The 12192-nt window shown below is 34.3% G+C and carries 10 protein-coding genes; 6 read left to right on the top strand and 4 right to left on the bottom strand.

Features of this window, described 5'->3' with window-relative positions:
* Positions 1-24: 24 nt before the first annotated feature.
* The 4 genes from ABJM36_RS10030 to ABJM36_RS10015 all read right to left on the bottom strand — a co-directional run bounded on the left by ABJM36_RS10030 (position 25) and on the right by ABJM36_RS10015 (position 7317).
* A complete protein-coding gene (locus tag ABJM36_RS10030; RefSeq protein ID WP_348451310.1) occupies positions 25-897 on the bottom strand; it encodes a hypothetical protein in 873 nt (290 codons plus the stop codon).
* Between the two features lie 27 nt (positions 898-924).
* Positions 925-2334 (bottom strand): SusD/RagB family nutrient-binding outer membrane lipoprotein, encoded by a 1410-nt coding sequence (locus tag ABJM36_RS10025; protein WP_348451309.1) that lies wholly within the window; start codon positions 2332-2334, stop codon positions 925-927.
* A gap of 21 nt (positions 2335-2355) precedes the next feature.
* The gene (locus ABJM36_RS10020; RefSeq protein ID WP_348451308.1) at positions 2356-5505 is read right to left on the bottom strand and encodes a SusC/RagA family TonB-linked outer membrane protein; all 3150 of its coding nucleotides are present in this window, start codon (positions 5503-5505) and stop codon (positions 2356-2358) included.
* Positions 5506-5622: 117 nt separating this feature from the next.
* On the bottom strand, positions 5623-7317 hold the full coding sequence (locus ABJM36_RS10015) for a POTRA domain-containing protein (RefSeq protein WP_348451307.1): 1695 nt from the start codon (positions 7315-7317) through the stop codon (positions 5623-5625).
* A gap of 179 nt (positions 7318-7496) precedes the next feature.
* On the opposite strand from ABJM36_RS10015, the gene rpsL reads away from it, so the two are divergent.
* The 6 genes from rpsL (at position 7497) to rplD (ending at position 12187) form a co-directional block, all read left to right on the top strand.
* Positions 7497-7871, top strand: a complete 375-nt coding sequence (rpsL, locus tag ABJM36_RS10010) for a 30S ribosomal protein S12 (RefSeq protein WP_019386263.1) — start codon at positions 7497-7499, stop codon at positions 7869-7871.
* A gap of 21 nt (positions 7872-7892) precedes the next feature.
* On the top strand, positions 7893-8369 hold the full coding sequence (rpsG, locus tag ABJM36_RS10005) for a 30S ribosomal protein S7 (RefSeq protein WP_144115510.1): 477 nt from the start codon (positions 7893-7895) through the stop codon (positions 8367-8369).
* A 3-nt stretch (positions 8370-8372) separates the two neighbouring features.
* The gene (gene fusA / locus ABJM36_RS10000) at positions 8373-10499 is read left to right on the top strand and encodes an elongation factor G (protein ID WP_348451306.1); all 2127 of its coding nucleotides are present in this window, start codon (positions 8373-8375) and stop codon (positions 10497-10499) included.
* Positions 10500-10510: 11 nt separating this feature from the next.
* The gene (gene rpsJ, locus ABJM36_RS09995; protein ID WP_007650482.1) at positions 10511-10816 is read left to right on the top strand and encodes a 30S ribosomal protein S10; all 306 of its coding nucleotides are present in this window, start codon (positions 10511-10513) and stop codon (positions 10814-10816) included.
* Between the two features lie 124 nt (positions 10817-10940).
* On the top strand, positions 10941-11558 hold the full coding sequence (rplC, locus tag ABJM36_RS09990) for a 50S ribosomal protein L3 (protein WP_348451305.1): 618 nt from the start codon (positions 10941-10943) through the stop codon (positions 11556-11558).
* Positions 11558-12187, top strand: coding sequence for a 50S ribosomal protein L4 (gene rplD, locus ABJM36_RS09985; protein ID WP_348451304.1), 630 nt, complete (start codon positions 11558-11560; stop codon positions 12185-12187). Before rplC ends, rplD begins: the two co-directional genes overlap by 1 nt.
* Positions 12188-12192: the final 5 nt, after the last annotated feature.

Genomic DNA, 12192 nt, shown 5'->3' with positions numbered 1-12192 from the left:
TTATATGTTCTTTATTTGAATTAATTACTGTCTAGTGTAAGTAGATGTATAAGTACTTCCAGCCCAAGTGAAGAAATCATTGGAGTTGGTAATTATAAGAATACCTGCATCTTGATCCCAAGATCCGCCTTCTATACAACCAATACCGTAATCTGGACAAAATTCTGGACCTCCATCATCAAAACCAGAAACAACACCTCCACAACCAACATTAAAGCTACCGTCATTTTGAAGAGTAGTATTAGTTGAGCAATATTGTAGTAATCCACCATCAGCAGTTTCCGCATACCAAGAACCATCAGGGTTTTGAGATATGGCAACAGTAACAGAACTACTACAAACATCGTTAGTCATGATATAAGTTCCAGTTAAATCATAAGAACAGTTTAAGGTAAGTGTTAATCTACCCATTGAACCGTTGTAATAATAAACTTCACCATCCTTTTTATGAACTTTTAATCTAAAAGTAAAAGTATCGCCAATTCTTAAATCTGATTCAGATAAAGAAGTTCCTGCTAAGAAATCATTAACATTTGCAATTGATGCTGTAAATGGTAAAGTAGTTGTTTCGGCAACAACAGTCTCTGCTGCTGCACCTGAAGTTTCTAAATCTCCGTTATAGAATTTTACAATTTCAAATTTCTCGATGTCAGCCATACTTCCTGAAACAACAGTAATGGTATAATCTAATTTAGCTTCTGATACTGTTACAGGAGCATCCGCTATTTCCATTCCTGCCTGTGGAGATCCTAAAAAGGCTCCAGAGGAAGTCGCTACGCTTACTAATAACCCAGCTTCACCCGATATTTCAGCTACAGTGTCTGCATCTGTTTCCGTACAAGCCATAATGGTAAGTAGTGCGAAACTAGCTATAATAATATTTTTTATATTTTTCATTTTTTTTCTTTTAATGTTAGACATTTTTTATTGCCACCAAAGTGAGGTAGTTAATTTATCTGCACCTTGAGCAGAAACAGCATCCGTATAATTAACACCATTTAATGATTGCTGAGATACAGGATAATTAAATCTAGTAGGTATAGAAGGCTCTTCTGCATCAATAGCTAAAGGAAGTACAGGGAAACCTGTTCTTCTCCATTCTGCCCAAGCTTCAAAACCTTGCATGTATAAAGCAACCCATGATTGCTCTGCAATTTGTTGAAGACCAGCTGTACCACCATTGTATGTAATAGAAGGCGCAGCAACACCATTACTTTCAGCAGATGCCGCTATTCCAGCAGCGAAATATGTAGCAGGATCTCCACTAATAAAACCTTTTTCTGCAGCTTCGGCCATTAATAAATTTAATTGCGCGTAACTCATAAAGTACGAAGGAGCATCGGATAATAAATATTGTTCACCTATTAAAGATACATTATTAGAATCTCCGTAGAAAGAATTTCCAATATCTTGAATTCCAGCAGGCTTTCCAACATAACCGTTTCCAGAACCATTACCACCAACTTCTTGAGCATATGCTGCTAACCTAGGGTCTGAATAGCTTTGCATGTACATAACTAATTCTTGACCTAAACACCATTCAGAAACTCTACCACCATCAACCAGTCCTTCAAACCAAGGGTTTGCATTTGGAGCAGCGGTTAAGTATGTTAATTTAGCTTCGTCATCATTACTAGTAAATAAATTACCGGCACTAACTAAACTTTGTAATCCTGAAGTGTTACCACTTCTCATCATTACTCTAAACTTAAGAGAGTTTGCAAATTTTTTCCATTTGCTCCAATCACCTCCATAAAGTAAATCTTGACTTGTATTTATTTCGCCATCTCCATTTAAAAATGCATCAGCCTGAGTAAGCATATCTATTATAGCAGGATATACTACTGTTTCACTGTCATCGTAAACTGGTGTAATATTTCCATTTGAATCAGCTGTTAAAGCTTCTGTCATTGGGATATTACCAAAGGCATCCGTTAATATTTGGTAAGCATTTGCTTTTATAACTAATGCTACACCTTGCATGTTGCTATTTCCTTCTTCAGCTGCAAGATCTTGCATGATGTTAGCATCTTTAATTACAGAAGCATATAATACATCCCATAAAGCTTCAATAACGGTTTGTCTAGGTATATAAAGCTCATTATCATTATAAACTGGTTTACCCAAATGTTGAACCCAACATGAACCAGCTTCACCAGCTAAAAAGTAATCACTAATTCTATCGGCTGTAGAACGTAATGTACCACCTAAAAGCAATTCACTAGGCACTACAATAGGATCGTTTGGATTTGAATTAACGTCTTCAAATCCGCTGTCACAGCTTGTAAATGTTATTAATTGACCGGCAATTAGTAACATTAATAAATATTTCATTTTTTTCATTTTCTTTTTTTTTTAAAATTTAACATTTAAGTTAAAACCAATACTTCTAGTAGAAGGTATTTGAGCGTACTCAAGACCTTGGTAACCAGTTGAGTTACTAAATGCAGATTCTGGATCAATATGAGGAACTTTTCTATATAAAATAGCTAAGTTTCTAACAGTTAAACCAAAAGAAATTTGATCAACATCTGTGTTTGCAAGTAATTTGTTTGGTAAAGAATAGGTAATCCCTAATTCTCTCCATTTAACAAAAGATGCATCATAAACAGAAGATTCTGCTATGTTTTGAGAGTAAGTAGTTCCGAAAAAGCTACTTGCTGTTGTTACAACATCGTTAGCTACATATCCGCCATTTCCATCAGACATAACACCATCTCCTACGATACCTGTTTCACGACCTTGAATAGTTTCTTCTAATACACCTGCTAATTTACCCCAAGAGTTTGTTTGAGAGTAAATGTCTCCACCTTTTTTAACATCTATTAAAGTTGTTAATCTTAAGTTTTTGTAAGACATATTAAGGTTAACACCACCTGTCCAATCAGCATTTATGTTTCCTAATACTTTAAAAGTCTCATCTCTTTGAGGTAAACCATTAGAGTAAATGATTTCACCATTATCGTCTCTTAAAAAACCTGGTCCATAAATGGCACCTACAGCTTCACCTTCTCTTGCTACAATATCAACATTCCATAAACCACCTAATACAACTTGTCCGTTATTAGTAGTTGGGTCGTCATCAATATTATTTGCTTCATTGGTGTTCTTAGCAAAATTAATGTCTATTCCTAAATTGAATCCATCAGGGTTTTTAATAATATCTGCTCCTAATGTTAACTCAATACCTTTATTAGTAATATCGGCAACGTTATCCCAATAAGATGTATTACCAGATGCAGCATCAATATCTTTTTGCATAATTACATCTGTTGTTTCTTTATCGTAGTAAGCAACATCTAAACGTAATCTGTTTTTAAGTAAACGTGCTTCAAAACCTAATTCAACTTCTTTAGTATCCTCATTTTTAATGTTTGGATTCCAAAGTGATCCAGGGTAAATTGCTACAGGTGTTGTACCCCATGGTGTACCATACGCATAACTAGGTTCTATACTGTAAGGAGCTAGTGGACCTGCACTACCTACCTTAGACCAACCACCTCTTAATTTTAAATAAGAAATAGCATCTCCTTTAAGGTCGAACATATCACTAATTATTGCACTACCTGTTACACTAGGATAGAAGAAACTATTGTTGTTAATTGGTAAAACAGATGCCCAGTCATTTCTTCCTGTTACATCTAAAAATAAGAAGTCTTTATATGAGAATCCAACAAAACCAAATACACTATTTATTTTTTCATCAGTTTGTGATTGTAACAATACTGGAGTTACTCCATCTCTTGTATTAGAAATGTTATAAAGGTTTGGTAACTGTAATTCTGGTGCTTGCATGTATAATCTATGGTAGTTGTTTACCATCATGTTTCCACCAACATTTGCGTTTAATTTAAAATCTTCAGAAATATCTGTGAAGTAGCTTAACAATGCCTGACTGTTTATTTCATATCTAGTACGTTGAGTTTCTTCGTAATATCCACGCACATTTTCGTAAGTACCAAAAGCACGTCTTTTAGTATCTAGAGAAGAGAAGTAGTCAATACCAGTTTGTGTACTAATACTTAATTTATCAGTTATTTGGTAACCTAAAGATACATTACCTAAAACTCTATTTCTGTCAAAAGTATTTGTATTTGTATCAAGTGCCCAATACGGGTTATTGTTGTAAGCAAGGTTCCAGTTTATTGGAGTTGCTACATCTGCACCAGCTGCATAGCCAGTAGGTAGATTTTTGTAATCCTTAAGCGCATTAAAGTCTACGTTACGTCCTGCCCAAACTAATTGTCCAATTTGGTTGTTAGAATCTCCGTATCCTACAGAAGGTAAATTGTCACTTTCTGTTTTAATATAATTTACGCTAAAACCAGCAGTCCATTTGTCAGATAAATCGAAATCTACACGACCACCAATGTTATATTTTTTCAGATCAGTATTGTATAAAATACCTTTTTGATCCGTAAGACCTAAAGAAAGTCTAGCGCTATAATCATCTCCTCCTTTAGAGAAAGAAATGTTATTGTTAGATGTAATACCTGTTTCGTAAAAGTTTTTTACGTTATCTGGTTGAGATACCCATGGCAAAGCTTCACCATTTTCAGAATTCCATTGAATAAATTCTAATCCAGCGTCTAACGCAGGCCCCCAACTTTCATCAACTCCACCATCTCCAGTTACACCATCTGTAAATTCAAAATAAGTAGAACTTGGACCTTGTCCATAAGAGTTTTGGTAATCTGGTAAAACATAAGCGTTTTCGAAACTTACACTAGAAGTAATGTTTATTCCAAGTTTGTCAGATTTAGATCCGGACTTAGTTGTTACAACTAAAACACCGTTAGATCCACGCATACCGTATAATGAAGTTGCAGAACCACCTTTTAAAACGTTAATAGATTCAATATCATCTTGGTTTAAATCAGCTATACCGTTTGGTGTACTGTTTCCTCCACTTGCATAAGAATCTCCATAAGATGTGTTATCCATTACAACACCATCAACAACAACTAGGGGTTGTGTATCTCCACTAATAGAAGAAATACCTCTAATTACAATTCTACTCTCTGATCCAACAGCTCCAGAAGAATTTGTAATACTTACACCAGCAACTTTACCACTTAAAGAGTTAACAATATTAGCATCTCTAACAGCTGTTAAAGCCTCTGAGTCTACACTTTGAGTAGCGTAACCTAATGCTTTTTCTTCTCTTCTAATACCAAGTGCTGTTACTACAACCTCTTCTAAAGATTGAGCATCTTCTTGCAGTTTTACATTAATTGTACTTGAGGCACCAACTAAAATTTCTTGGGTTGTGTATCCAACAAAACTAAATACCAAAGTGCTTCCTTGGTTAGCTGTTAATGAATAATTACCGTCGAAATCTGATGATGTTCCAGATGAAGTACCTTTTACTAAGACAGTAGCTCCAGGTAACGGGAGGCCTGAACCATCCGATACTGTTCCTGAAATTGTCTTTTCTTGTGCGAACGATAGTTGCACGACAAACGCTAGTAATAGCGTTAGAATTCCACTAAACTTTGTTTTCATTTTATAATTATTTGAATTAGTCAAGGCCAAAAATCATAAATTAAAGTTAATAAAACAATAATTTATGGTTAAAATTTGGCAAAATGCTCTAATTTTTAAGAATCTGATAAATATTAACTAGAAATTCGCAGTCAAACTGATGTGTAATTTAGAATTGGCTAATTTAAATGGTGTATTCTCATTTTTGCCATTTGCATAGTTAAGTTTTAAAAGGCCTGATTTAGTAAGAATAGCAAATCCGAAGCCGTAACCAAATAGCTTCTCTTTTGTGGCTTGTATATTGTTTTCAAAATAGCCTGCGTCTATAATGCTGTGTATGTAAATTGAGTTGTTTAATTGATATCTGTACTCTGTATTTATTAAGCCGTAAAAGGTAGCAGATAAACTGTTTTCTTCAAAACCTCTTAATGAGTTTATACCGCCAAACCTTAATAATTCATTTTCAAAATAGGTGTCTGATATTAAATTGTTGCCACTCGTTTTTAAGAACAAACTATTTTTACTACTTAAATTAATTATTTTGATTATTTCAAATAAAAATTGAGATTGCTTTTCGTTTTTATTAGTACTTGTTCTATGCCCAATTCCGGTTTCAAAATATATTCTGGAATGTATAGGAAACAGTAGATTGTTGTATTGTGGTTTTGTAAACTGATAAGCTAGGTTGTATTGAATACTGTTATAGTCACTAATTGTTAAACTGGTAGTGTTGGTAATTAAATTGTTGGACGCTGTGCTTGTTAGTCCAGCAAACAGTTTGTTTTTAGAGTTGATTTGGTAGTTTAATTTTATGTTCTGGTTAACCGTTGTAAATGATGTGTCTTTTTTAAAAATCCTAAGTTGCAGGTTTACTCCAATTGGTGAATTAAATAAATAGGGTAACTCAGTGTTAATTTCAAATGTTTTTTGATCGTTCTCGTCACTTTTGTATTGTAAATTGAAGGATTCCCCATAATTTAAGTTATTAATGAGGTTTAGGTTTAAATAACCATCAAACTCTAATTTGTTGGTTTCTTCATTGGTGCCAAAACCTAAAAAACCATCAAAAGTATTGCTTATAGCTTTTTCTAGATATAAATAAAGTGTTGTTGAGTCTTTTAGAAATAAAACTTCGGGTGGTTTTACTTCATTGGCAAAATTTAAATTATATAACTGTTCTGTTTTTGTTCTAATAGTTTTTATATCAAAATTTTGGTTTTCTTTTATTTTTAAAAAATGCCTTATGTAGGATTTCGGGAATGCTTCATAACCTTTCACCTTAATATTGCTTATTGTTCTTTTTGCTGTAGTTTGGTTAGTAAGTAATTTAGCTTCTAAGCTTGTATGGTTTTTTATTTTAAGTTGTGATAGGCTGACCTTGGAAAATGGGAAGCCTTTTTTTGAAATCTCCGTATTTATAATATTTAGAGCGTTTTCTATCTCTTGAAATTCAAGAAGAAAATAATGGTCATTTATGTTGTTTGATACTAGATTAAGGATTGAAGTTAGGATTTTTGTTTTGTCGTAGTATATATATATGGAGTTGAATTTGGTTTTTAACAGGATTTTATAATGGAATGTGGTGTCGTTTGTTTTGTTGGTTTCTAAGACTCTGTTTTCAATATAGCCTAGTTTTAAAAGGGTGTTTTGTACTTTCTTAACCTCATTAGTAATAGATTTAAGGTCTTTATGAGAGTTAATATAGTCAATCGAGTCAATTATGCTAGATTCAAATGCGTTTTTGGCTTCAATTTTTAAGGTTAAATTTTGACTTAAACCTTCCGAAGAGAAAAGTATACATATAATAAGGAAAAAAATAGAAAATTTATGCACTTGATTTTGTTGCTGTTTTTTATGTAAATCTAACGTAAAATCTAAGTTTTTAATATAGCTAAAGTTATTATTTTTGAAAACTCTTAAAAATTAACCGTTTAGGATTTGAATTCTAAAATTTAATTTCTACATTTGCACCCCTCTTAAAAAGAGGATAATAAAATTTATATATAATATATATGCCAACAATTTCGCAATTAGTAAGAAAAGGAAGAGCCAAAATAACCAAGAAGAGTAAATCGGCTGCTTTAGATTCTTGTCCGCAAAGACGTGGTGTGTGTACTCGTGTTTACACAACAACTCCTAAAAAACCAAACTCAGCAATGCGTAAGGTAGCAAGGGTTCGTTTAACAAACGGTAACGAGGTTAATGCATACATCGGTGGTGAAGGACACAATCTACAAGAGCACTCGATAGTATTGGTTAGAGGTGGAAGGGTAAAAGATTTACCAGGAGTTAGATATCACATTGTACGTGGTGCTTTAGACACAGCAGGTGTTTCGGGTAGAACGCAACGTAGATCTAAGTATGGTGCAAAACGCCCTAAAAAGTAATTAAAACTTTAAGAAGAAGACATGAGAAAAAGAGCAGCAAAAAAGAGACCGCTTTTACCGGACCCAAAATTTAACGATCAGTTAGTAACTCGTTTCGTTAATATGATGATGTGGGATGGCAAAAAGTCTGTCGCTTTTAAAGTATTCTATGATGCAATTGATATTGTAGATTCGAAAAAAACTGACGAAGAAAAGACAGGTTTAGAGATCTGGAAAGATGCTTTATCTAACGTTATGCCTCACGTAGAAGTACGTAGTCGTCGTGTTGGTGGTGCAACATTCCAAATTCCAATGCAAATTCGTCCAGATCGTAAAGTTTCTACAGCAATGAAATGGTTAATTAGCTATTCACGTAAAAGAAACGAAAAATCTATGGCGTTACGTTTAGCATCTGAAGTTTTAGCAGCAGCTAAAGAAGAAGGAGCAGCGGTTAAGAAAAGAGTTGATACTCACAAAATGGCAGAGGCTAACAAAGCATTCTCTCACTTTAGATTCTAAGACATGGCAAGAGATTTAAAATTCACTAGAAATATAGGTATTGCTGCACATATTGATGCAGGAAAAACTACTACTACAGAGCGTATTCTTTATTATACAGGTGTTTCTCATAAAATTGGTGAGGTACATGATGGTGCTGCAACAATGGACTGGATGGAGCAAGAGCAAGAAAGAGGTATTACTATTACTTCTGCTGCTACAACTTGTACTTGGAAGTTTCCAATTGAAAATGGAGAGCCAACCCCTGAAACTAAAGGATATCACTTTAATATAATAGATACTCCGGGTCACGTTGACTTTACGGTAGAGGTAAATCGTTCATTACGTGTATTGGATGGTTTAGTATTCTTGTTTAGTGCAGTTGATGGTGTTGAGCCACAATCTGAAACTAACTGGAGACTTGCAGACAACTATAAGGTTCCAAGAATTGGTTTCGTTAATAAAATGGACCGTCAAGGATCTGACTTTTTAGGTGTTTGTCAACAAGTAAAAGATATGTTGAAATCAAACGCGGTGCCAATCGTTTTAAATATTGGTGACGAAGATGATTTTAGAGGTATTATAGATTTAGTAAAAAACAGAGCTATTGTTTGGCATGATGAAACTCAAGGGGCGACTTTTGATGTTATTGAAATTCCAGATGATTTAAAAGAAGAAGCTCGTAAATACCGTGCATTACTTATAGAAGAAGTAGCAGGTTATGACGAAAATCTTTTAGAAAAATTCATGGAAGATGAAGATTCTATTACTGAAGACGAGGTGCATGCTGCACTTAGAGCTGCTGTAATGGATATGGCGATTATTCCAATGATTTGTGGTTCTGCTTTTAAAAATAAAGGAGTTCAGTTCTTATTAGATGCTGTTTGTCGTTATTTGCCTTCTCCAACTGATAAAGAAGGTATTTTAGGAGTTAATCCTGATACAGAAAAAGAAGAATTACGTAAGCCAGATGTAAAGGAGCCATTTGCTGCTTTAGCTTTTAAAATTGCTACCGATCCTTTTGTAGGTCGTTTAGCTTTCTTTAGAGCATATTCTGGTCGTTTAGATGCTGGTTCTTATGTGTTAAATAACCGTTCTGGTAAAAAAGAACGTATTTCACGTATTTACCAAATGCATGCTAATAAACAAAATGCAATTGATTTTATTGAGGCTGGAGATATTGGTGCTGCTGTTGGATTTAAATCTATAAAAACAGGAGATACGCTTTCAGATCAAGATCACCCAATTGTTTTAGAGTCTATGGACTTCCCAGATCCAGTAATTGGTATTGCGGTTGAGCCAAAAACTAAGGCTGATGTAGATAAATTAGGAATGGGCTTAGCTAAATTAGCTGAAGAAGATCCTACATTTACTGTGCGTTCAGACGAGGCTTCAGGTCAGACTATTATTTCTGGTATGGGGGAATTACACTTAGATGTAATTGTTGATCGTTTAAAACGTGAATTTAAAGTAGAGGTTAATCAAGGTCAACCTCAAGTTGAGTACAAAGAGGCTATTACACAAGCTGCCGATCATAGAGAAGTTTACAAAAAACAATCTGGTGGTCGTGGTAAATTCGCCGATATCGTATTTACTGTTGAGCCAGCGGAAGAAGGTCAAGTTGGACTTCAATTTGAATCTATAATTAAAGGTGGTAACGTTCCTAAGGAATTTATCCCTTCAATTGAAAAAGGATTTAAAATGGCAATGGTTAACGGACCTTTAGCAGGTTACGAAATCGATGCGATGAAAGTTACTTTAAAGGATGGATCTTACCACGATGTGGATTCTGATCAATTATCTTTCGAATTAGCTGCGAAATTAGGGTTTAAAAACTGTGCTAAAGCTGCTAAGGCTGTAATCATGGAACCTATTATGAAGCTAGAAGTTATCACTCCAGAAGAAAACATGGGTGATATTGTAGGTGATTTAAATAGAAGAAGAGGTCAAGTAAGTGACATGGGAGATAGAGCTGGTGCAAAAACTGTAAAAGCTACTGTACCTTTATCAGAAATGTTTGGATATGTTACAACATTAAGAACATTATCTTCTGGTCGTGCAACATCAACAATGGAATTTTCACACTATGCTGAAACACCTTCTAACATATCTGAAGAAGTTATTAAAGCAGCTAAAGGAGTTGAATCGTAAATCTTAAGAAAATGAGTCAAAAAATCAGAATAAAATTAAAATCTTACGATCACAACTTAGTAGATAAGTCTGCTGATAAGATTGTAAAAACAGTAAAGAGTACTGGTGCTGTTGTAACTGGGCCAATTCCATTACCAACACACAAGAAAATTTTCACTGTATTACGTTCTCCACACGTAAACAAGAAATCAAGAGAGCAATTTCAATTATCTTCATATAAGAGATTATTGGATATCTACTCTTCGTCATCAAAAACTATTGATGCGTTAATGAAGCTTGAATTACCAAGTGGTGTTGAAGTAGAGATCAAAGTTTAATTAAATAAACTTACATGTCCTAAGCTGCGAGCGAGGGAAAAACGGTAAAAATACAATTCAAGGCTGAAACGTATTTTCAGCCTTGAATTTTAATAACAAATAGTAATAAATTAAATAAATAATTATGTCTGGGTTAATTGGAAAGAAAATCGGTATGACCAGCATCTTTGATGAAAACGGGAAAAATATTCCTTGTACAGTAATCGAAGCTGGACCATGTATCGTTACCCAAGTCAGAACTGAAGACGTTGATGGCTATTCAGCTGTTCAATTAGGTTTCGATGACGCGACAGAAAAGAGCGCTACTAAAGCTGACTTAGGTCATGCTAAAAAAGCGGGTACTTCTGTAAAACGCAAAGTTGTTGAATTCAAAGGTTTTGATGAGGAGTACAAATTAGGTGATGCTATAACTGTAGAACATTTCACTGAAGGTGAATTTGTTGATATTGCAGGAACATCAAAAGGTAAAGGATTTCAAGGTGTTGTAAAACGTCATGGTTTCGGTGGTGTAGGTCAAGCTACTCACGGTCAACATAACCGTTTAAGAGCGCCAGGATCTATTGGAGCTGCATCTTATCCTGCAAGAGTTTTCAAAGGAATGAAAATGGCAGGAAGAATGGGTGGAGACACAGTTAAAGTTCAAAATTTAAGAGTTTTAAAAGTAGTTACTGAAAAGAATCTACTTGTGGTTAAGGGATGTGTCCCTGGTCATAAAAACGCTTATGTAATTATTAGAAAATAATGAAAGTAGCAGTTTTAGATATAAACGGAAAAGACACAGGTAGAAAGGCAGACCTTTCTAAAGATGTGTTTGCTATTGAGCCTAATAATCATGCTGTATATTTGGATGTTAAACAATATTTAGCAAACCAACGTCAAGGAACTCATAAATCGAAGGAAAGAGCTGAGATTTCTGGATCTACACGTAAGATTAAAAAGCAAAAAGGAACTGGTACGGCAAGAGCAGGTAGTATTAAGTCTGGTGTATTTAAAGGTGGTGGTCGTATGTTCGGTCCAAGACCAAGAAATTACAACTTCAAACTTAATAAAAACTTAAAGCGTTTAGCGCGTAAGTCAGCCTTAAGTATCAAAGCAGGAGAGCAGTCTATTACAGTTTTAGAAGACTTTAATTTTGACTCTGTAAAAACAAAAAACTTTACTGCAGTTTTAAAGGCTTTAGAGCTAGAAAACAAAAAAACGCTGTTTGTGTTGGGTGGGTCAAATAATAACGTATATTTGTCATCGCGTAATTTAAAAAGCACAGAAGTTATAACTTCTTCAGAATTAAGTACTTACAAAATCCTAAATGCAGGTCAAGTAGTATTGTTAGAAGGAGCTTTAGCAGGAATTGAAACAAATTTAAGTAAATAGAAACA

Origin of the sequence: Algibacter sp. (assembly GCF_039977455.1) — a bacterium.
Classification (GTDB): domain Bacteria; phylum Bacteroidota; class Bacteroidia; order Flavobacteriales; family Flavobacteriaceae; genus Algibacter_B.
The sequence above is the reverse complement of the archived record's forward strand: the minus strand, read 5'-3'. Positions and strand labels throughout refer to the sequence as shown.

What these genes read in the sequence shown, in the direction of transcription:
- ABJM36_RS10030 (WP_348451310.1), bottom strand. Translation starts at nt 897, where the DNA reads ATGAAAAATATAAAAAATATTATTATAGCTAGTTTCGCACTACTTACC.
- ABJM36_RS10025 (WP_348451309.1), bottom strand. Translation starts at nt 2,334, where the DNA reads ATGAAATATTTATTAATGTTACTAATTGCCGGTCAATTAATAACATTT.
- ABJM36_RS10020 (WP_348451308.1), bottom strand. Translation starts at nt 5,505, where the DNA reads ATGAAAACAAAGTTTAGTGGAATTCTAACGCTATTACTAGCGTTTGTC.
- rpsL (WP_019386263.1), top strand. Translation starts at nt 7,497, where the DNA reads ATGCCAACAATTTCGCAATTAGTAAGAAAAGGAAGAGCCAAAATAACC.
- rpsG (WP_144115510.1), top strand. Translation starts at nt 7,893, where the DNA reads ATGAGAAAAAGAGCAGCAAAAAAGAGACCGCTTTTACCGGACCCAAAA.
- fusA (WP_348451306.1), top strand. Translation starts at nt 8,373, where the DNA reads ATGGCAAGAGATTTAAAATTCACTAGAAATATAGGTATTGCTGCACAT.
- rpsJ (WP_007650482.1), top strand. Translation starts at nt 10,511, where the DNA reads ATGAGTCAAAAAATCAGAATAAAATTAAAATCTTACGATCACAACTTA.
- rplC (WP_348451305.1), top strand. Translation starts at nt 10,941, where the DNA reads ATGTCTGGGTTAATTGGAAAGAAAATCGGTATGACCAGCATCTTTGAT.
- rplD (WP_348451304.1), top strand. Translation starts at nt 11,558, where the DNA reads ATGAAAGTAGCAGTTTTAGATATAAACGGAAAAGACACAGGTAGAAAG.